General features: G+C 61.8%; 21 protein-coding genes. 18 read left to right on the top strand and 3 right to left on the bottom strand.

Going from position 1 to position 18,349, the window contains the following annotated elements; all coding sequences use genetic code 11:
- Positions 1 to 2: 2 nt before the first annotated feature.
- Positions 3 to 485 (bottom strand): zinc ribbon-containing protein, encoded by a 483-nt coding sequence (locus BN1128_RS08355; protein ID WP_042867595.1) that lies wholly within the window; start codon positions 483 to 485, stop codon positions 3 to 5.
- Positions 486 to 630: 145 nt separating this feature from the next.
- On the opposite strand from BN1128_RS08355, the gene leuS reads away from it, so the two are divergent.
- From leuS to BN1128_RS08265, 18 genes are all read left to right on the top strand, one after another.
- On the top strand, positions 631 to 3,207 hold the full coding sequence (gene leuS / locus BN1128_RS08350; protein ID WP_042867593.1) for a leucine--tRNA ligase: 2,577 nt from the start codon (positions 631 to 633) through the stop codon (positions 3,205 to 3,207).
- A 159-nt stretch (positions 3,208 to 3,366) separates the two neighbouring features.
- Positions 3,367 to 3,849 (top strand): LPS-assembly lipoprotein LptE, encoded by a 483-nt coding sequence (locus BN1128_RS08345; RefSeq protein ID WP_042867584.1) that lies wholly within the window; start codon positions 3,367 to 3,369, stop codon positions 3,847 to 3,849.
- A complete protein-coding gene (locus BN1128_RS08340) occupies positions 3,849 to 3,995 on the top strand; it encodes a hypothetical protein (RefSeq protein ID WP_042867581.1) in 147 nt (48 codons plus the stop codon). Before BN1128_RS08345 ends, BN1128_RS08340 begins: the two co-directional genes overlap by 1 nt.
- On the top strand, positions 3,995 to 4,141 hold the full coding sequence (locus BN1128_RS08335) for a hypothetical protein (protein WP_042867574.1): 147 nt from the start codon (positions 3,995 to 3,997) through the stop codon (positions 4,139 to 4,141). Before BN1128_RS08340 ends, BN1128_RS08335 begins: the two co-directional genes overlap by 1 nt.
- The gene (gene holA, locus BN1128_RS08330; protein WP_042867571.1) at positions 4,141 to 5,178 is read left to right on the top strand and encodes a DNA polymerase III subunit delta; all 1,038 of its coding nucleotides are present in this window, start codon (positions 4,141 to 4,143) and stop codon (positions 5,176 to 5,178) included. The genes BN1128_RS08335 and holA overlap by 1 nt, the downstream gene beginning before the upstream one ends.
- Positions 5,172 to 5,816, top strand: coding sequence for a nicotinate-nucleotide adenylyltransferase (gene nadD / locus BN1128_RS08325; protein WP_042867568.1), 645 nt, complete (start codon positions 5,172 to 5,174; stop codon positions 5,814 to 5,816). The genes holA and nadD overlap by 7 nt, the downstream gene beginning before the upstream one ends.
- A 173-nt stretch (positions 5,817 to 5,989) precedes the next feature.
- Positions 5,990 to 6,331, top strand: a complete 342-nt coding sequence (gene rsfS / locus BN1128_RS08320) for a ribosome silencing factor (RefSeq protein WP_042867567.1) — start codon at positions 5,990 to 5,992, stop codon at positions 6,329 to 6,331.
- Positions 6,332 to 6,353: 22 nt separating this feature from the next.
- Positions 6,354 to 6,821, top strand: a complete 468-nt coding sequence (gene rlmH / locus BN1128_RS08315; RefSeq protein ID WP_042034723.1) for a 23S rRNA (pseudouridine(1915)-N(3))-methyltransferase RlmH — start codon at positions 6,354 to 6,356, stop codon at positions 6,819 to 6,821.
- 55 nt (positions 6,822 to 6,876) lie between these two features.
- Positions 6,877 to 8,793: a penicillin-binding protein 2 gene (gene mrdA, locus BN1128_RS08310; protein WP_042867563.1), complete on the top strand. Its 1,917-nt coding sequence runs from the start codon at positions 6,877 to 6,879 to the stop codon at positions 8,791 to 8,793.
- Entirely contained in the window at positions 8,786 to 9,889 is a 1,104-nt protein-coding gene (gene rodA / locus BN1128_RS08305) for a rod shape-determining protein RodA (protein ID WP_042867560.1), read from the top strand. The genes mrdA and rodA overlap by 8 nt, the downstream gene beginning before the upstream one ends.
- Positions 9,889 to 10,887, top strand: coding sequence for a lytic murein transglycosylase B (gene mltB, locus BN1128_RS08300; RefSeq protein ID WP_042867557.1), 999 nt, complete (start codon positions 9,889 to 9,891; stop codon positions 10,885 to 10,887). The genes rodA and mltB overlap by 1 nt, the downstream gene beginning before the upstream one ends.
- A complete protein-coding gene (locus tag BN1128_RS08295) occupies positions 10,829 to 11,779 on the top strand; it encodes a septal ring lytic transglycosylase RlpA family protein (protein ID WP_042867554.1) in 951 nt (316 codons plus the stop codon). The genes mltB and BN1128_RS08295 overlap by 59 nt, the downstream gene beginning before the upstream one ends.
- A 195-nt stretch (positions 11,780 to 11,974) precedes the next feature.
- Positions 11,975 to 13,165 (top strand): D-alanyl-D-alanine carboxypeptidase family protein, encoded by a 1,191-nt coding sequence (locus BN1128_RS08290; protein WP_042867552.1) that lies wholly within the window; start codon positions 11,975 to 11,977, stop codon positions 13,163 to 13,165.
- Positions 13,166 to 13,444: 279 nt separating this feature from the next.
- Positions 13,445 to 13,708 (top strand): DUF493 family protein YbeD, encoded by a 264-nt coding sequence (gene ybeD, locus BN1128_RS08285; RefSeq protein WP_042867550.1) that lies wholly within the window; start codon positions 13,445 to 13,447, stop codon positions 13,706 to 13,708.
- A 93-nt stretch (positions 13,709 to 13,801) separates the two neighbouring features.
- Positions 13,802 to 14,491 carry a lipoyl(octanoyl) transferase LipB gene (lipB, locus tag BN1128_RS08280; RefSeq protein WP_042867547.1) on the top strand — a complete coding sequence of 230 codons (690 nt, stop codon included), beginning with the start codon at positions 13,802 to 13,804 and terminating at the stop codon, positions 14,489 to 14,491.
- A gap of 84 nt (positions 14,492 to 14,575) precedes the next feature.
- Entirely contained in the window at positions 14,576 to 15,541 is a 966-nt protein-coding gene (lipA, locus tag BN1128_RS08275; protein WP_042867544.1) for a lipoyl synthase, read from the top strand.
- A gap of 161 nt (positions 15,542 to 15,702) precedes the next feature.
- Entirely contained in the window at positions 15,703 to 16,206 is a 504-nt protein-coding gene (locus BN1128_RS08270) for a GNAT family N-acetyltransferase (protein ID WP_042867542.1), read from the top strand.
- A gap of 137 nt (positions 16,207 to 16,343) precedes the next feature.
- The gene (locus BN1128_RS08265; RefSeq protein WP_042867540.1) at positions 16,344 to 16,916 is read left to right on the top strand and encodes an RBBP9/YdeN family alpha/beta hydrolase; all 573 of its coding nucleotides are present in this window, start codon (positions 16,344 to 16,346) and stop codon (positions 16,914 to 16,916) included.
- A 41-nt stretch (positions 16,917 to 16,957) separates the two neighbouring features.
- On the opposite strand, the gene nqrE is transcribed toward BN1128_RS08265, so the two are convergent.
- The gene (gene nqrE / locus BN1128_RS08260; RefSeq protein WP_042867538.1) at positions 16,958 to 17,557 is read right to left on the bottom strand and encodes an NADH:ubiquinone reductase (Na(+)-transporting) subunit E; all 600 of its coding nucleotides are present in this window, start codon (positions 17,555 to 17,557) and stop codon (positions 16,958 to 16,960) included.
- 154 nt (positions 17,558 to 17,711) lie between these two features.
- A complete protein-coding gene (locus tag BN1128_RS08255) occupies positions 17,712 to 18,122 on the bottom strand; it encodes a hypothetical protein (protein WP_042867535.1) in 411 nt (136 codons plus the stop codon).
- Between the last annotated feature and the right edge of the window lie 227 nt (positions 18,123 to 18,349).

The raw sequence follows: 18,349 nt of genomic DNA, 5'->3' as shown, positions 1-18,349 counted from the left end.
GATCAGGGCGAAAGCGGCTCGCGGTGATACTCGTGGCCGCCGCACTCGGGGCAGGTATCGAGCGGTTGCGGGTGCAGCACAGTATGGCGCCAGCCGCACTGCTCGCACACCATGACGCCGAGACCCGCCCAGTCACCCGCCTCGTAGACGCCCTTGTGCTCCAGCTCCTCCGCCAGCTCGCGCCACTCCACCTGGGCACGGTCGGTCACGTCCGCCAGCCAGGACCAGGCGGTGTCTTTGAGCGCCAGCATGAAGGCGGACTCCTCCACCTCGGCGCGCCCCTCGTCATAGTTGCCCAGATCCCGCTTCACGTACTCGGCGATCAGCGCCAGCTCATCCTGGGTCAGGTCGCCGGCCGCCTCCAGATAGGCCTGCACCTTGGCGATCATCCGGTTGAGGCGCTCCCCCTGGAACTCTTCAGTCTCTTGCCACTGCTTTTGCAGCTCTGCAATGAAGGCTTCGTACCCTTTTTGACGTTTGTCCATGGTCGTTACTCCTCTACTGAACCCTGATCATGCCCGGCATAAGGCCTGACGGATGCTGGCGGTTGTTGCCGCCGCTGGATATGGGTATTCTATTGCGATTTCCCAGCTGATTTATCTATTCATTTCACAGATCCGGATGTCACCAATGCAAGAGCAATACGTTCCCCAATCCATAGAACCAGCAGTGCAAAAGCACTGGGATGCCAAGAAAACCTTCAAGGCGGTGGAGAAAGTAGACAAGGAAAAGTTCTACTGCCTCTCCATGTTCCCCTATCCGTCTGGTCGTCTACACATGGGGCACGTTCGCAACTACACCATAGGTGATGTGATCTCCCGTTATCAACGCCTCAATGGCAAGAACGTGCTGCAACCCATAGGTTGGGATGCATTCGGCCTGCCGGCGGAGAACGCCGCGGTCAAAAACAACACGGCACCGGCGCCCTGGACCTACGAAAACATCGAATACATGAAGAACCAGCTGAAGATGCTGGGTCTGGGCTATGACTGGGATCGCGAGCTGGCGACCTGCAAACCGGATTACTACCGCTGGGAGCAGTGGTTCTTCACCAAGCTGTACGAGAAAGGTCTAGTCTACAAGAAGACCTCCTCCGTCAACTGGTGCCCGAACGACATGACGGTACTGGCCAACGAGCAGGTGATCGACAACTGCTGCTGGCGCTGCGACACCCCGGTGGAGCAGAAAGAGATCCCCCAGTGGTTCATCAAGATCACCGACTATGCCGAAGAGTTGCTCAGCGACATCGACAATCTGGAAGGCTGGCCGGAGATGGTCAAGACCATGCAACGCAACTGGATTGGCCGCTCCGAAGGGGTCAACATCAGCTTCGCCATCGAGGGTCAGGCTGAGCAGCTGGAAGTCTACACCACCCGTCCGGACACCTTCATGGGCGTCACCTATGTCGGTATCGCCGCCGGTCACCCGCTGGCCCTGCAAGCCGCTGCCGGTAACCCCGAGCTGGCCGCCTTTATCGACGAGTGCAAGAACACCAAGGTAGCCGAAGCGGAACTGGCCACCATGGAGAAGAAGGGCATGGCCACCGGCCTTTATGCCATTCACCCGCTGGATGGCCGCAAGGTGCCGGTCTGGGTCGCCAACTTCGTGCTGATGAACTACGGCACTGGCGCCGTGATGGCAGTTCCGGCTCACGACCAGCGTGACTTCGAGTTCGCCACCAAATATGGCCTAGACATCAAGGCGGTCATCAAGCCTGCCGATGGCGGGGTGGACGTGAGCGCCGCAGCCTACACCGACAAGGGTGTGCTGTTCGCCTCCGGCGAGTTCGACGGCCTCGAGTTCCAGGCCGCCTTCGATGCCATCGCCAGCAAGCTGGAAGCGATCGGCAAAGGCAAGCGCACCGTCAACTTCCGTCTGCGCGACTGGGGCGTCTCCCGTCAGCGTTACTGGGGTGCCCCCATCCCCATGCTGACCCTGGCGGACGGCACAGTGGTGCCGACGCCGGAAGATCAACTGCCGGTACTGTTGCCGGAAGACGTGGTGATGGACGGGATCCAGAGTCCGATCAAGGCCGACGCCGAGTGGGCCAAGACCACTTACAACGGCCAGGAAGCATTTCGGGAAACTGACACTTTTGACACCTTTATGGAGTCCTCCTGGTACTACGCCCGCTACTGCTCCCCGGACTACGACAAGGGCATGCTGGATCCGGCTGCCGCCAACCACTGGCTGCCGGTGGATCAGTACATCGGCGGCATCGAGCACGCCTGTATGCACCTGCTCTACGCCCGCTTCTTCCACAAACTGCTGCGTGACGCAGGCCTCGTGAACAGCGACGAGCCGTTCAAGCGCCTGCTCTGCCAGGGCATGGTGCTGGCCGACGCCTTCTACTACAAAGACGAGAAGGGCGGCAACGTCTGGGTCAGCCCGGTTGACGTCAAGGTCGAGCGTGACGACAAGGGGCGCATCACCAAGGCCATCGACCTTGAGGGCCGTGAAGTCATCCACTCTGGCATGACCAAGATGTCCAAGTCCAAGAACAACGGCATAGACCCGCAGCTGATGGTGGAGCGTTACGGCGCCGATACCGTCCGTCTGTTCATGATGTTCGCCTCACCGGCCGAGATGACCCTGGAGTGGTCCGACTCCGGCGTGGAGGGGGCCCAGCGCTTCCTGCGTCGCCTGTGGCGCATCACCTTCGAGCACGTCTCCGGTGGCGCCGTTGCTGCACTGGATGTGACTGCCCTTACCAGCGAACAGAAGGCGGTACGCCGCGAGCTGCACAAGACCATCGCCAAGGTGAGCGATGATGTGGGTCGCCGTCAGACCTTCAACACCGCCATCGCCGCCATCATGGAGCTGATGAACAATCTCTCCAAGCTGGGCTGTGACGAGCAGGACCGCGCCCTGATGCAGGAAGCGCTGGAAGCCGTGGTGGTCATGCTCTCCCCCATCACCCCGCACATCGGCTTCGAGCTGTGGAAGATGCTGGGCAAGGGCGATGACGTGGATCACGCTGCATGGCCGGTGGCCGACGAGGCCGCCATGGTCGAGACCGAGAAGCTGGTAGTGGTGCAGATCAACGGCAAGATGCGCGGCAAGCTGACCGTACCGGCCGAGATAAGCCAGGCCGACGTCGAGAAGCTGGCCATGGCCGATGCCTCGGTGCAGAAGTTCACTGATGGCCTGACCGTTCGCAAGGTCGTCTATGTGCCGGGCAAGCTGCTCAACATTGTCGCTAACTGATGGTAGCGAGGACCTCGTCCGCCCCCTGCCGAGGGAGAGCGCCTGTTGCGCCTCCCCGTGCAAAGGGGAAACCGGGAAGAGATCCGCTGATCGTTGCCAACGAGGATGACGGCGGGCCCTGCGCCCGCCGCGCTTCACTTCATGCAAAGAGGATTTCATATGGGCACCCCCCTCATTCGCTGGATGGCCATCGTGCTGATGGGCCTGCTGCTGCAGGCTTGCGGTTTTCAGATGCGAGGCACGGCAATCCCGCCCGAGTTGATGACCATGAAGGTGGTCGGTGACAACAAGAGCGACTTCTACCGACTGGTCACCACCCGCCTCAAGGCGGCTGGCGTCAAGCTCGCCGACAAGGAGGGCATACCTGTGCTGACCCTGTCCGGCGTCGGCAGCACCAGTCAGGTTGCCTCGGTCGACTCCATTGGCCAGGCCCGTGAGTACGTGCTGGGCTACAACACCCAGTTCACAGTCTCCATGCCGGGCAAACCGACCCAGGTCTTCCCCATCACCTTCAACCGCAGCTTCCTGAACAAGCCGGATGCAGCGCTGGCCTCCTCCCGCGAGCAGGAGCAGCTTGGCAAGGAGATGCAGGAGCAGGCCGCCAGCCTGGTCATCCGCCAGCTGAGCCAGGTCAAGTTCTGATGCGGATCTACCCCGAGCAGTCTGCGGATCACCTCAAGGCAGGGCTCAAGCCCTGCTATCTCGTTTTTGGTGACGAGCCTCTGCTCAAGCTGAAAGAGCAAGCCATCGACCTGGCGGCCCACCGACTCAACCAGGTCAAGTTCTGATGCGGATCTATCTCGAGCAGTTTGCGGATCATCTCAAGACAGGGCTCAAGCCCTGCTATCTCGTTTTTGGTGACGAGCCTCTGCTCCAGCTGAAAGAGCAGGCCATCGACCTTGCGGCCCACCGACTCAACCAGGTCAAGTTCTGATGCGGATCTATCCCGAGCAGTTTGCGGATCATCTCAAGACAGGGCTCAAGCCCTGCTATCTCGTTTTTGGTGACGAGCCTCTGCTCAAGCTGGAGGCCATCGACGCCATCCGTCAAGCCGCCCGCAAGCAGGGGTTCGATGAGCGCCATACTTTCGTGGTGGAGCAGGGACTGGACTGGAATCTGGTTTATGACGCCTGCCAGGCCATGAGCCTCTTCTCCGCCCGCCAGATCATAGAGCTGGAGCTGCCGGCCAAGGTCGACAAGGATCTGGCCGCCCGCATCACGGAAATTGGCAAGCAACTGCATCCGGATCTGCTGCTGGTGCTTAGCGGTGGTCGCCTCAACCAGACCCAGATGAAAGCAGCCTGGTTCGACAAGCTCAGCCAGAACGGCACCTATGTGCCGGTCAATCACCCCGAGCCCCGCTTCTTTCCACGCTGGATGAGCGCCCGCTTCCAGCGTTTCGGCCTCAAGGCGCTGCCGGATGCCATCAACTTCATGTGCCACTCCTACGAGGGCAACCTGCTGGCCGCCAGCCAAGAGATTGAGAAGCTGACCCTGCTGGCACCGCCCCAGCCGATCAGCGTCGCCTATCTGCAAGAGACCATCATACGCCACGCCCATTTCACGCCGTTCCAGCTCATCGATACCCTGCTGGAGGGCAAGGTGAACCGGGCCCAGCGCATCCTGCTGGCCCTGCGTGCCGAAGGCACAGAGCCCGGCATGCTGGCTTGGGCCCTGTGCCGCGAGCTGGAGCAGCTCACCGAGCTGGCCCTGGCGGCCAGAGCCGGCCAGCCGCTGGTGGAGCACTTTTCCCGCCTGCGTATCTGGCAGAGCCGCCAGCAGCTGATCCAGCAGGCCCTGACCCGGCTGCCCTTCACCAAGTTGCAGCAGCTGTGGCAGCTGATGGCCCGGCTTGACGACGCCCAGCGTCGCTTCGACACCGAGCAGGCCTGGCTGATGTTGCAGACCATAGCCCTGGGTTTTCGCGATGGCACCCCGTTGCCGCTGCCGATGGAGAACAGCCCATGCTGAAGGCCCCCATCGGCTTGCTTGGCGGGACCTTCGACCCCATCCATATCGGCCACCTGCGACCGGCCATAGAGGCACGGGATGCCATCGGGCTGGCCGAAATCCGGCTGATCCCGAACCATATACCGCCCCATCGCGCCCACCCGTTCTGCTCGAGCGAGCAGCGCCTCGCCATGGTCAAGCTGGCGGCGGCGGAGAATGCGGGATTCGTGGTGGATGAGCGGGAGCTGAGACGGGACAAGCCCTCCTGGACCATAGACACCCTGATTGAGCTGCGTCAGGCGCTGCCCGATACCCCGCTCTGCTTTCTGATGGGGATGGACTCCTTGCTCGGCCTGCCAGGCTGGCACCGCTGGCAAGAGCTGTTCGATCACGCCCACCTGGTGGTGAGCGTGCGGCCGGGCTGGCAACCTGACTACCCGGGGGAGGTTGCCGAGCTGCTGGCTCGCCATCACACCACGGATGCCACAGCGCTGCACCGGCGCCTTGCCGGCCATATCTGGCTGGCGGACAACCAACCCATAGAGCTGTCGGCCACCCGGCTCAGAGCCCTGCTGGCGGCCGGGGAGGATCCCCGTTACCTGCTGCCGCCGTCGGTGGCCGATTACATTCGCCAGCAAGGCCTCTACCAGGCAAGCTGACCGCAACCGGCGCCGACTATTGTCCCGGCCGGTTGCGCACTATATTGATCAACAGGGGCCTGGTTTGCCAAGCGGGCACGGCCCCCGTTCCACTCCCCTTCACCGGACTGGGAAACGGGAGTGACCATGATATAATCCGCCGCCCTCAGGCGTCGGAACACAGGAGAAGATCATTGCAAGGCCAAGAACTGCATGCCTTTATCGTCGACAAGATCGATGACATGAAAGGCCGCGACATCATCACCCTCGATGTGCGCGGTAAATCCAGCATCACAGACACCATGATCGTCTGTTCCGGCAACTCCAGTCGCCATGCCAGCGCCATCGCCCATCACCTGGCCAGCGAAGCTCGCCATGCGGGGCTCGATCTGCTGAGTGTGGAAGGCCAGCTCACGGGGGAATGGGTACTGGTGGACTTGGGGCAAGTCATAGTGCACGTGATGCAGGACGAATATCGCGACTTCTACCAACTGGAAAAACTCTGGGGCGCTACCGCTCAAGTGAATGCGCAATAACAGAGCACAAGTGTAACAAACGATGAAGATCCAGTTGATTGCAGTGGGCACCAAAATGCCTGCCTGGGTAGAGCGTGGCTTCGAAGAGTACCGTCGCCGTTTCCCCAAAGACATGCCGTTCGAGCTGGTCGAGATCGGCGCCGGAAAGCGCGGTAAAAATGCCGATATTCCCCGCATCCTGCAAAAGGAAGGGGAAGCCATGCTGGCCGCCGCCGGCCGTTCGCGCATCGTAACCCTGGATATTCCCGGCAAGCCCTGGACCACGGAGCAGCTCGCCGTACAACTGGAAGCCTGGAAGCTGGATGGTCGCGACGTGGCGCTGCTGGTCGGGGGCCCGGAGGGCTTGTCGCCCGAGTGCAAGGCCGCCGCCGAACAGAGCTGGTCGCTGTCGCCGCTGACCCTGCCCCACCCGCTGGTACGGGTGCTGGTGGCCGAGAGCCTCTACCGCGCCTGGAGCATCACTACCAATCATCCGTATCACAGAGAGTGAGCATGAATCTCCAGAGTCTCGCCACTCACCACCTCGTCAGCCATAAGGTAGCGGCATGCTGAAGAATCGCATCGAAATGCGCGACCACAGCGCCGAGGGTCGCCTCTTCTTCCGACGCACCCTGGTCGCCTACATCGGCATGATAGTGCTGATGCTGGTGCTGCTGGGCAATCTCTATTACCTGCAGGTCGAATCCTTCGAGACCTATCAGACCCGCTCCAACGACAACCGGATCCGGGTCGTGCCCGTGGCGCCGCCACGGGGCCTCATCTATGACGCCAACGGTGTGCTGCTGGCGGAGAACCGCCCCGTCTACAGCCTGGAAATAGTGCCGGAAGAGACCACAGACCTGGAAAAGACCGCCGACGAGCTGATCACCCTGCTGGCCCTGCCGGAAGGGACCAAGGAGAAGTTCCTGGCCGAGGTCAAACGCCAGCGCCGCTTCAAGCCGGTGGCCCTGTTCGAGAAGCTGACCGAGTATCAGGTCGCGCTCTTCTCGGTCAACCAGCACAACTATCCGGGCGCCAGCATAGAGGCCTACCTCAAGCGCTACTACCCGTTTGGTGACACCCTCACCCATGCGCTGGGCTACGTGGCCAAGATCAACACCCGCGACGTGGAGCGCCTCGACAAGGAGGACAAGCTCGCCAACTATGCCGCCACCAAGGATATCGGTAAGCAGGGGGTGGAGAAGTTCTACGAGGATCAGCTGCACGGGGTGGCCGGTTATCAGGAGGTCGAGGTCAACAACCGCGGCCGAGTGGTGCGTACCCTCAAGTTCCAGCCGCCGGAGCCCGGCAAGGACATCTACCTCAATATCGACATTCGCCTGCAACTGAAGGCCCAGCAACTGCTGGCCGGTCGCCGGGGCGCCATCGTCATGATGGATCCCAATACCGGCGCCATTCTGGCCATGGAGTCGAGCCCGAGCTACGACCCCAACCTGTTCGTGACCGGCATCTCCAACACCAACTATTCGGCGCTGCTCAACGATCCGGCCCGTCCGCTGGTGAACCGCACCACTCAGGGCATCTATGCCCCCGCCTCCACCGTCAAGCCCATGATGGCGGTGATGGGGCTGAACGAGGGGGCCATCACCCCCAACTACCGCTACTTCGGCGGCCCCAGCTTCTCCATCCCGGGCACCACCAAGAAGTTTCGCGACTGGCGCCGCTGGGGCCACGGCTGGCTCGACGTCTACCGCGCTATCGAGGTGTCGGCGGATACCTATTTCTACGATCTCGCCTATCGGGTCGGCATCGACAAGATCCACAGCTACATGACCAAGTTCGGCTTCGGTCAGTACAGCGGGGTGGACCTGTATGAAGAGACCCGTGGCGTCATGCCCTCTCGCGACTGGAAGATGGCACGCTGGCGCCAGCCCTGGTATCAGGGTGATACCATCTCCATCGGCATAGGTCAGGGCTACTGGAGCGCCACCCCGATCCAGCTGGCCAAAGCGATCAGCATACTGACCCAGAACGGTCACGACGTGACGCCACACCTGCTCAAGAGCACGGCCTCGCTGGATGGGGTGGTCAACGCCCCCGTCAACCCGAACATGGCGCTCAAGGCCAAGAACGATGCCTATTGGCAGGTGGCCAAGGACGGCATGTGGCGCGTCATCAACGGCAATGAAGGCACCGGGCGCCGCGCCTTTGCCAACACGCCCTACAAGGCCGCGGGCAAGTCAGGTACCGCCCAGGTGGTGGGTCTGAAAGAGAACCAGGTCTACAACGCGGCCACCACCAAGGTGGAGCACAGAGATAACGCCCTGTTCGTCTCCTTCGCCCCGTTCGAGGCACCCAAGGCCGTGGTGGCCCTGGTGCTGGAGAACGCCGGGGGCGGCAGCAGCATGGCCGCGCCTGTGGCACGTCAGATGCTGGATGCCTATCTGGTGCCACCAGAGCCCCAGTTGCCACCTGCTCCCAAGCAGCCGTCCCCATCACGCGAGGCCGTTTCCCATGAGTAATTCCGCGCAGCGACAGAGCATCTGGTACCGGCTGCATATCGACCTGCCGCTGTTTCTCGGCCTGCTGGCCCTGATGTCCCTCTCCATGGTGGTGCTCTACTCCGCCTCCGGTCAGAGCGTGGACTCCATCGTGCGCCAGCTGGTGCGCGGGGGGCTGGCCTTCGCCCTGATGATCGGCATGGCCCAGTTGCCCCCCTCCCTCTACGCGCGCTGGTCCGTGCCTCTGTTCGTGGTGGTAGTGCTGCTGCTCATCGCGGTGGACGTGTTCGGCCATATCGGCAAGGGGGCCCAGCGTTGGTTAGACCTCGGCTTTATGAAGTTCCAGCCCTCCGAGGTGATGAAGCTATCCATGCCCATCATGGTGGCCGCCTGGCTCAGCCGCCATTCGCTGCCCCCCAAGTTCAGCCATGTGGTGATCGCGCTGGTGATGGTACTGCTGCCCACTCTGTTAATCGCGGCCCAGCCCGATCTCGGCACCTCCATCCTGGTGGCCGCCTCCGGCTTCTTCGTCATCTTCCTGGCGGGGATCAGCTGGTGGCTGATCGGGCTGGCGGTGCTGCTCATCTGCGCCTTCATGCCGGTGCTCTGGTTCTTCCTGATGCACGACTACCAGCGCCAGCGGGTACTGATGCTGCTCGACCCGGAGAAAGACCCGCTCGGCCGCGGCTATCACATCATACAGTCCAAGATAGCGATCGGCTCCGGCGGCGTCTTTGGCAAGGGCTGGCTGCAAGGCACCCAGTCCCAGCTTGAATTCCTGCCCGAGCGCCACACCGACTTCATCTTCGCGGTCTTCAGCGAGGAGTTCGGTCTGGTGGGAGTCTCCCTGCTGCTGGTCATCTATCTCTACATCATCAGCCGCTGTCTTTTTATCTCCATGCAAGCTCAGAACAGCTTTGAGCGCCTGCTCGGTGGCGCCCTGACCCTCACCTTCTTCGTCTATGTGTTCGTCAACATGGGCATGGTGAGCGGCATACTGCCGGTGGTGGGGGTGCCCCTGCCGCTGGTGAGCTATGGCGGCACCTCCATGGTGACCCTGATGGCGGGCTTCGGCATCCTGATGTCCATTCAAACTCACAGACGACTGCTCGCCTGATGAGAGGAGCCTGGCTGGCGATCTCCCTGTGCTCGCTGACGGCGAGTGCAGCCCCTGCGCCTGAACGGCTGGCGTTGCTGGCCGAGCAACAACAGGTGCCGCTGGCCGAATTGCAGGCGGCCACGGCGCAGGCCCGATTGCGCCAGGAGATACTCGACACCATCAGCAAGCCGTGGGAAGCCAAGCCCTGGCACAGCTACCGACCCTTGTTCGTGACCCAGGCCCGCATTCAGGACGGGGTCAGCTTCTGGCAACGCCATGCCGACGCCCTGGCGCGGGCCGAGCAGCGCTACCGGGTACCCGCCTCCCTCATCGTCGCCATCATAGGCATAGAAACCTTTTACGGCCGCCAGATGGGCCGCCATTCGGTGCTCGACAGCCTCTACACCCTGGGATTTCACTACCCAGCGCGCGAGGAGTTCTTCGCCAAGGAATTTGCCCAGTTGGTGCTGCTGGCCAAAGAGGAGAAGTGGCCACTCACCCTCCTCAAGGGCTCCTACGCTGGCGCCATGGGCATGGGGCAGTTCATGCCCTCCAGTTACCGCCACTACGCGGTCGATTTTGACGGAGATGGCAAGCGGGATCTGTTTGCCAATCCGGTGGATGCCATCGGCAGCGTTGCCAACTATTTCGCCCTGCACCAGTGGCGTTGGGGCGAGTCGGCCGTCGAGCCTGCCTTGATCGGACTGGCGCCAGTGAGTACCCTGCTTCGGCCCGAACCCGAGCTCAAGCAGCAGTGGGCAGAGCTGGCTGCCGCCGGGATTGAACTCGCCACCCCGCTGGCACCCGACACGCCGGTGAAACTGCTGGCATTGGAACAGGCCGATGGACCGGAATACTGGGTCGCGCGCCACAATTTTTATGTGATCACCCGCTATAACCGCAGCCCTCTCTATGCGATGGCGGTGCATCAACTCAGTCAAGCAATCCAGGAAGCGTATGCATTACAGCCACAAACTTCTCCCGCTCAGCCTGAGCTTGTTGCTGGCCGCCTGTAGCAGCCAGCCGGAACAGTCCGTTCCGATCGAGCAACCACCGGTCAGCAAACCACCCGTTATCGAAATCCCGCAAGCCACCGGTGCCATTCCGCGCCCTGAGCCCCTGAGTGCCAGCGGCAACCGGGACTACTGGATCGGCAAACAGAAGAACGAGGTGTGGCGCGACATCAAGCACTACAGCGAAGAGGGCACCGCCAGCTGGCTGTCGCAGGATCTGGACGGTCAGCAGACCGCCAACGGCGATGTGCTGGACAGCAAGCTGTTCAGCGCCGCCCACCGCAACCTGCCGCTGCCAAGCTATGTTCGAGTCACCAACCTGGCCAATGGGCTGGAGACGATAGTGCGCATCAACGATCGCGGCCCGTCCGACAGCACTCGCCTAATCGATCTCTCCTATGCTGCCGCCAAGCAGCTGGAGATGGTCGATAGCGGTGAAGCGCGGGTACGGCTGGAGCTGATCAACGACACTCCGGATCAAATGGTGATCATGGAGCCGATGAAACCTATCCAGATGACCCCAACCACCCCGGCTGCGGCGCAGGAGGGTTTTCTGGGTGAACCGACCGCGCTCGCCATGGCCACGCCGGCAGCCGCTGAACCGGCCCAGGTGAAGTCCCCCGCGGCCAAACCCGCCAAACCGGCACAGGCCAAGGCGGCCGCCCCCGCCAGCAGCGGCGACGGCAAGATGATCCAGGTGCTGGCCAGCGGCTCCCAGCCCAGGGCCGAAGCCATGGGCAAGGTGATGACCCAGCGCTACGGCGTGCCGTATCAGGTGGTGGCCCACGGCGCCATCTTCCGGGTCCTGCTGGGACCGGTCGCCGCCGATCAGCAGACAAGTCTGCTGGAACAGATCCGTCAGGGGGGCTTGGAGCAAGCCTTTATCGTCCCCTGAAACCAGCTGGCTCACCTTGGGTGAGCCACCGCCGGGCGCCCGTCGTCACGTCGTTTCCCGGCGTGACGACGGCTCCCGATGGAGAAAAAACCAGACCAGATGGCACGTCGGACTATGACCGACTGTCGCTTCTGGTATAGTTAAGCCCGCATTTTAACTTGGGTTACCCCCCATCCAGGCTCCAGGAATTTCAAGATGTCCAAATTTGCCCGTTCAGTTATTCTGGCCTCCCTGATCAGCGCCACCGCCCAGGCCAACCAGCCTGTACCGACCCCGAACGCTACCCCCATGGTCGTTCCCGCCGCGCCGGAGATCTCCGCCAAGGCCCATATTCTGATCGATTACTACTCGGGTCAGGTGCTGGCCGAGCAGAACGCCGAAGAGCGTCTGCCGCCCGCCAGTCTGACCAAGATGATGACCTCCTACATCATCGGCCAGGAGCTGCTGAAGGGAAACATCAAGCGCACCGACATGGTGACCATCAGCCAGAACGCCTGGTCCAAGAACTACACCGACTCCTCCAAGATGTTCATCGAGGTGGGCAAGCAAGTCTCCGTCGATGACCTGAACAAGGGCATCATCATCCAGTCCGGCAACGATGCCTGCGTCGCCATGGCCGAATTCCTGGCCGGCAGCACAGACTCCTTCGCCAGCCTGATGAACTCCTGGTCCGCCAAGCTCGGCATGAAGGACAGCCACTTCATGAACCCGCACGGTCTGGATGCGGAAGGCCACTACAGTACCGCCCACGACATGGCCCGTCTGGGTCAGGCCCTGATCCGCGATCTGCCTGAGGAGTACAAGATCTACTCCCAGAAATCCTTCGTGTTCAACGGCATCACCCAGCACAACCGCAACCGCCTGCTGTGGGATCAATCCCTGCAAGTGGATGGCATCAAGACTGGCCACGTCAGCCAGGTCGGCTACAACCTGGTCTCCTCCGCCACCAACAACGAAGGCATGCGCCTGATCGCCGTGGTGCTGGGCGCCAGCAGCGAAGGTTCCCGCGCCGCCGAGAGCAAGAAGCTGCTCACCTACGGTTTTCGTTTCTTCCAGAGCCTGACCCCGTACAAGGCTGGCACCGAGCTGGTCACCCAGAAGATCTGGATGGGCGACAAGTCTGAAGTGAAACTGGGCGTCGACAAGGATGTGTCCGTGCTGGTCACCCGTGGTCAGGGCAACAACCTGAAAGCGGACTTCCAGCTCGAGAGCGAACTGAAAGCCCCGCTGGCCAAGGGCCAACGGGTCGGTACCGTGTTCCTGAAGCAGGGCGACAAGGAGATCAAGCAGGTTCCGCTGGTCGCGCTGGAAGAAGTGCAGGAAGGCGGACTGATGAGCCGTCTGTGGGATTACCTGGTGATGCTGGTCTCCAGCTGGTTCAAGTAAGACAGACGCACAATCCTGACCAAACAGCGGCGCCAACAGGCGCCGCTGCTGTCTTTACCCGGTCATACCAGCGAATAACCCTGCAATCTGCAGGTTCCGCCGACTGGCGATTTGTGGTAAAAAGCAGCATCTCCATGTCTTGTCGCGCGGCCCGGGCCTTGATCTCTGCCCGGGCAATGCCCATATAGACTTGTACATGACGGCCTGATGAGCCATTGGCCACCAGCCACGCAAGATTAAAGATGAAGTCATCCCGTGATGACGCCAAAAGGTGAGTAAATGAATACCAAGTTTGATGAACTGCTGGAGTTCCCCTGCAAGTTCCCGTTCAAGGTGCTCGGCATTGCCGACCCGGCCCTGCCGGATCAGGTAGTTGAAGTGCTGCAGCAACACGCCCCCGGTACTTACAGCCCGACCGTTCAGCCCAGCTCCAAGGGCAACTACCACTCGGTCCGCGTAACAGTAACGGCCCAGAGCAAAGAGCACATCGAAGCGATGTACCACGCCCTTGGCAAGATCGAGCTGGTGAAATACGTACTGTAATTTCTCTCTCGCCCCGCCAGGGGCGATTGATTTTGCGTCACCCCCGAGCGCTGCCCCATGGTGCCGACTCAAGCGCCAGCCTGTGAGGAAAAGATGTCACCCCAGATCCCCGCCCAGCCACAGCTGCTCGTCAGACACCTGGGTCGCCGCCCCTACCAGCCGGTATGGGACGCCATGAAGGCCTTCACCGACAGCCGCACCAGCGACACTCCGGACGAGTTCTGGGTGGTGGAGCATGATCCCGTCTACACCCAGGGCCAGGCCGGCAAGGCCGAGCACCTGCTCGCGCCGGGCGACATCCCCGTGGTGCAGAGTGATCGCGGCGGTCAGGTGACCTATCACGGCCCGGGCCAGCTGGTACTCTACGTACTGGTGGATGTACGCCGCAGCAAGCTCACGGTGCGCGAGCTGGTGACCTGTCTGGAAACCGCCATCATCAAGACCCTGGCAAAGAGCGGTATTGAGGCCTATGCCAAGCCCGATGCCCCCGGCGTCTATGTGAAGAACGCGCTGGGCACCTCGATGCAGACAGAAGCCAAGCTGGCCTCGTTGGGCCTGCGCATCCGCAAGGGCTGCTCCTTCCACGGGCTGGCACTCAATATCAACATGGACATGACCCCCTTCCTGCGCATCAATCCGTGCGGTTATGCGGGCATGGCCATGACCCAGACCAGCGCCCTGGGCGGCCCGCAGAGCGTGGCCGAGGCGCAGGCCATTCTGGTGGCCGAACTGGCCAGCCTGATTGGCTATAACACGATCACGAATATCGACGATGCGGCATGAGCAAGCCCTGCCGTGCGGCCGCGAGGGCACAGAGATGACCCCGATGGCTATCTACCAAACAATAACAAACACCGAGAGTGAATCATGAGCAAACCCGTTCGTATGGAGCCGGGCGTCAAGCTGCGCGATGGCGACAAGATGGCCCTGATCCCGGTGAAATTCATGCCGGATCCCGACGAGGAAGTGCTGCGCAAGCCGGACTGGATGCGGATCAAGCTGCCGCCGTCGAGCCAGAAGATCGAGCACATCAAGAGCACGCTACGCAAGAACAAGCTGCACTCAGTGTGTGAAGAGGCCTCCTGCCCCAACCTGGCCGAGTGCTTCAACCACGGCACAGCCACCTTCATGATCATGGGCGCCATCTGCACCCGTCGCTGCCCCTTCTGTGACGTGGCCCACGGCCGCCCGCTGGCGCTGGATCCCGACGAGCCGCACAAGCTGGCACTCACCATCAAGGAGATGGGACTGAAATACGTGGTCATCACCTCGGTGGACCGCGACGATCTGCGCGACGGTGGTGCCCAGCACTTCGCTGACTGCATCAAGCAGATCCGCGAGCACAGCCCGCAGACCCGCATCGAGATCCTGACCCCGGACTTCCGTGGCAGGATGGAGCAGGCGCTGGAGGTGTTCCGCGAGACGCCGCCGGACGTGTTCAACCACAACCTGGAAACCGCCCCGCGCATGTACCGGGTCGCCCGCCCCGGCGCCGACTACAAGTGGTCCCTTGAGCTGCTGCGTCGCATCAAGGAGATGCACCCCCATGTACCGACCAAGTCCGGTGTCATGATGGGCCTTGGCGAGACCAACGAGGAGATAGTGCAGGTGCTGACCGACTTGCGCGAGCACGGCGTCAATATGCTGACCTTGGGCCAGTATCTGCAGCCGAGCCGCCACCACCTGCCGGTGAAGCGCTACGTGCCGCCCGCAGAGTTTGACGAGCTGAAAGATGTCGCCATGGGGCTGGGCTTCTCCCACGCCGCCTGCGGCCCCTTCGTCCGCTCCTCCTACCATGCGGACCTGCAAGCCAAGGGTGAAGAGGTAAAATAACCTCGTCCCCCTTGGTCAAAAAGAGCGCCCAAGGGCGCTCTTTTTTATGGGCCAGCCGCGGGCTGACGCCGTCCCGGCTCCCGACAGCAGCCGGCATCGTTTGCGCTCACTTCGCCGCCGGGTTAACGTGAACCCCCTTCCCCCTTTGAGTGATGTGCAGGATGCCAACCCCCCTCGTTAGCCTGATCCCCATGAGCCAGGCCCACTACCCCGCCTATTGCGCCTACTTCATCGAGGATTACGCGCAGGATATCGCCAGCAATCATGGCCATGATCTCGCCACCGCCCGCCGCAAGGCCGAGGCCTCCCTGCAGCACTCCCTGCCGCAGGGGGTGGCTACGGCAGGCCACAGCTTGCTCTGCATCCTGCCCGCCGGCGAAGAGGAGGGGGTTAGCGCCGCAGAATTACCGCCACTGGGCTATCTCTGGCACGCCATCGACGCTGATGCCAGCGCCACCTTTATCTATGACTTCTATGTCGCGCCAGCTCACCGCAGCCAAGGCATTGGCAAGGCCGCCATGGCAGTGCTGGAAACCGAGCTCAGGGCAAGTGGCATCAGCCAGATCAAGCTGCGGGTCGCGTACGACAACCCGCGCGCCCTGGCGCTCTACCAGGAGGCGGGCTTCGCCATCACCGGCTACAACATGGCCAAACGGCTGGGCTGAGCGGTTTTATCCTCCCCTGAACCACCCAGACAGGGGCGTGTCGTCACCCAGGGGCACTGGTATTATGTGGCCGCCCCGGCCAGTTGCCGCAGCGGCACGGTTTTCATTCCCTGTTGCCCCGTTTCAGGATCATGCTCATGTCACACACCCGTGTCTTCATCGTGCACGGCTACACTGCCTCCCCCCAGTCCCACTGGTTCCCCTGGCTCAAGGAGAAACTCGAGTCTCGCGGTATTCATGTCGAGGTGCTGGCCATGCCAGACCCGCATCGGCCGGAACCGGCGGCCTGGGATGCCGCCATGGACACTCTGGTGCGGGATCACGATGAGCACACCTTCCTGCTGGGCCACAGCCTCGGCTGCATCGCCATACTGCGTCAGCTCAGCCGCCTGCCCGCCTCCCGCCGGGTGGGCGGGATCCTGCTGGTGTCCGGTTTCGACCAGCCGCTGCACACCCTGCCGGAACTGGATCCCTTCATGCAACCGGGCTACGACCCGGCGCACATCATGACCCTGGCACCACAACGGGTTGTCGTTGCCTCCCGGGACGATGCCATAGTGCCCTATCGCTACTGCCAGCACCTGAGCGAGCAGCTGGCCGCGCCGCTCTACAGCCTGGAGCAGGGTGGTCACTTCCTCGACCGGGACGGCTTCCTGACACTGCCGCTGGTCCATGACCGGCTGCTGGGAATGATAGCCTCCGCCGAATAGCAAAACGGCCACGCAAGTGGCCGTTTTCACAGATGGCGTGCCTAGAGCGACATGCCGGAGAAGGACATGAAGCCGAGCGACATCAGCCCGGCCACTATGAAAGTGATGCCGATGCCGCGCAGCCCCTCGGGCACATCCGAATACTTCATCTTCTGGCGCAGACCGGCGATGGCGACGATGGCCAGCAACCAGCCAAGCCCTGAACCTGCCCCATACACTATGGATTCGATGAAATCGTAATCCCGCTGGGCCATGAACATGACACCGCCGAAGATGGCGCAGTGCACCGTCAACAGCGGCAGATAGATGCCCAACGCGTGATGGAGCGCCGGGAAGTGCTTGTCGAGCACCATCTCCATCACCTGTACCAGCGCGGCCAGTACCCCGATGTAGACGATGAAATCGAGAAAACTCAGATCAAATTCCCCTAGGAAGGTGCTCTCGGGCCGCAGGATATGGCGGTAGATCAGGTTGTTGAGGGGAATGGCGATCACCATGACCACCAGCACCGTCAGGCCCAGGCCGAAGGCGGTATTGATGTTCTTGGAGACGGCCAGGAAGGTACACATGCCCAGAAAGAAGGCCAGCGCCAGGTTTTCGACAAAAATCGATTGAATAAACAGGTTTACATAATAATCCATCGGATCGGCTCACAACTTGTGCAGAGAAGGGCCCGGCTCCCGCACGGCGGGCGGGGTAAGCAGGGGCAACAAGGCGCGGCAACCGATCGCAGGCGTCAGCCAGCAGAGAGGTCAAACAGTCAGTCGACGGGGAAACGCCGGATCCGGTGCGCGCTCAGCAGCAAGCCGGACGCGAGTGGCCGTGGCAGAAGCGAAATTGCAGGTGGTGGCAGATCAGCAGGCGTTTGTGCAGGTAACCGAAGTAACCTGACAGCTGCCTGAGGTAGATGAGGGGCAGGAAGAACAGCAGGCCGCAGAGCAGGCCCAGGATCTCGTGCTGGAACCAGGCCAGCAGCATCTGATAGAACTCGGGGTGACTGGCGCTCTCCAGCCGCCGCCCCTGTTCGAAGCTGAGCCGCCACTGGCCGCCCGGCGGCAGGCTGACGCTGTTGACGAGTCCTGTATCGGACGGCTCGTGCAGTTGCATCGCGGCCAGCCGGTCGGCCGATGTCGGCTGACCGGACACACTGACGCCTCCCGCCGCTAAGGCGGCAAGCCACAAGATAGAGGCGATGGCGAGGGCCATCAGTCCTGTCGGTGATCGGCCAAGGGGTGGCAAGCGGTCAGGTCCCTGAAAAAAGACAACAGATAAAACGAGCCGAATATATCACATTCCCTCTATTTATTGAATTTAAACATCCAGTAATTAACCTTACTCGATACTAAACACCCGTTATATCCAAAAAGGCGGCATTTAAAATCCATAAAAAGACAGTGAGCCCTGCCGCCCTTCTCTGATAATGGCTCCTCCCC

Origin of the sequence: Aeromonas piscicola (assembly GCF_000820005.1) — a bacterium.
Classification (GTDB): Bacteria; Pseudomonadota; Gammaproteobacteria; order Enterobacterales; family Aeromonadaceae; genus Aeromonas; species Aeromonas piscicola.
This window is presented reverse-complemented; position numbering and strand designations above follow the sequence as displayed.

Excerpts from the sequence above, each read along its gene's own strand:
- BN1128_RS08340 (WP_042867581.1), top strand. The coding sequence starts at position 3,849 with ATGCGGATCTACCCCGAGCAGTCTGCGGATCACCTCAAGGCAGGGCTC.
- rlmH (WP_042034723.1), top strand. The coding sequence starts at position 6,354 with ATGAAGATCCAGTTGATTGCAGTGGGCACCAAAATGCCTGCCTGGGTA.
- BN1128_RS08295 (WP_042867554.1), top strand. The coding sequence starts at position 10,829 with ATGCATTACAGCCACAAACTTCTCCCGCTCAGCCTGAGCTTGTTGCTG.
- rodA (WP_042867560.1), top strand. The coding sequence starts at position 8,786 with ATGAGTAATTCCGCGCAGCGACAGAGCATCTGGTACCGGCTGCATATC.
- ybeD (WP_042867550.1), top strand. The coding sequence starts at position 13,445 with ATGAATACCAAGTTTGATGAACTGCTGGAGTTCCCCTGCAAGTTCCCG.
- BN1128_RS08355 (WP_042867595.1), bottom strand. The coding sequence starts at position 485 with ATGGACAAACGTCAAAAAGGGTACGAAGCCTTCATTGCAGAGCTGCAA.
- BN1128_RS08270 (WP_042867542.1), top strand. The coding sequence starts at position 15,703 with ATGCCAACCCCCCTCGTTAGCCTGATCCCCATGAGCCAGGCCCACTAC.
- mltB (WP_042867557.1), top strand. The coding sequence starts at position 9,889 with ATGAGAGGAGCCTGGCTGGCGATCTCCCTGTGCTCGCTGACGGCGAGT.
- BN1128_RS08255 (WP_042867535.1), bottom strand. The coding sequence starts at position 18,122 with ATGGCCCTCGCCATCGCCTCTATCTTGTGGCTTGCCGCCTTAGCGGCG.
- BN1128_RS08265 (WP_042867540.1), top strand. The coding sequence starts at position 16,344 with ATGTCACACACCCGTGTCTTCATCGTGCACGGCTACACTGCCTCCCCC.
- nqrE (WP_042867538.1), bottom strand. The coding sequence starts at position 17,557 with ATGGATTATTATGTAAACCTGTTTATTCAATCGATTTTTGTCGAAAAC.
- BN1128_RS08290 (WP_042867552.1), top strand. The coding sequence starts at position 11,975 with ATGTCCAAATTTGCCCGTTCAGTTATTCTGGCCTCCCTGATCAGCGCC.
- nadD (WP_042867568.1), top strand. The coding sequence starts at position 5,172 with ATGCTGAAGGCCCCCATCGGCTTGCTTGGCGGGACCTTCGACCCCATC.
- holA (WP_042867571.1), top strand. The coding sequence starts at position 4,141 with ATGCGGATCTATCCCGAGCAGTTTGCGGATCATCTCAAGACAGGGCTC.
- leuS (WP_042867593.1), top strand. The coding sequence starts at position 631 with ATGCAAGAGCAATACGTTCCCCAATCCATAGAACCAGCAGTGCAAAAG.
- mrdA (WP_042867563.1), top strand. The coding sequence starts at position 6,877 with ATGCTGAAGAATCGCATCGAAATGCGCGACCACAGCGCCGAGGGTCGC.
- BN1128_RS08345 (WP_042867584.1), top strand. The coding sequence starts at position 3,367 with ATGGGCACCCCCCTCATTCGCTGGATGGCCATCGTGCTGATGGGCCTG.
- lipA (WP_042867544.1), top strand. The coding sequence starts at position 14,576 with ATGAGCAAACCCGTTCGTATGGAGCCGGGCGTCAAGCTGCGCGATGGC.
- lipB (WP_042867547.1), top strand. The coding sequence starts at position 13,802 with ATGTCACCCCAGATCCCCGCCCAGCCACAGCTGCTCGTCAGACACCTG.
- BN1128_RS08335 (WP_042867574.1), top strand. The coding sequence starts at position 3,995 with ATGCGGATCTATCTCGAGCAGTTTGCGGATCATCTCAAGACAGGGCTC.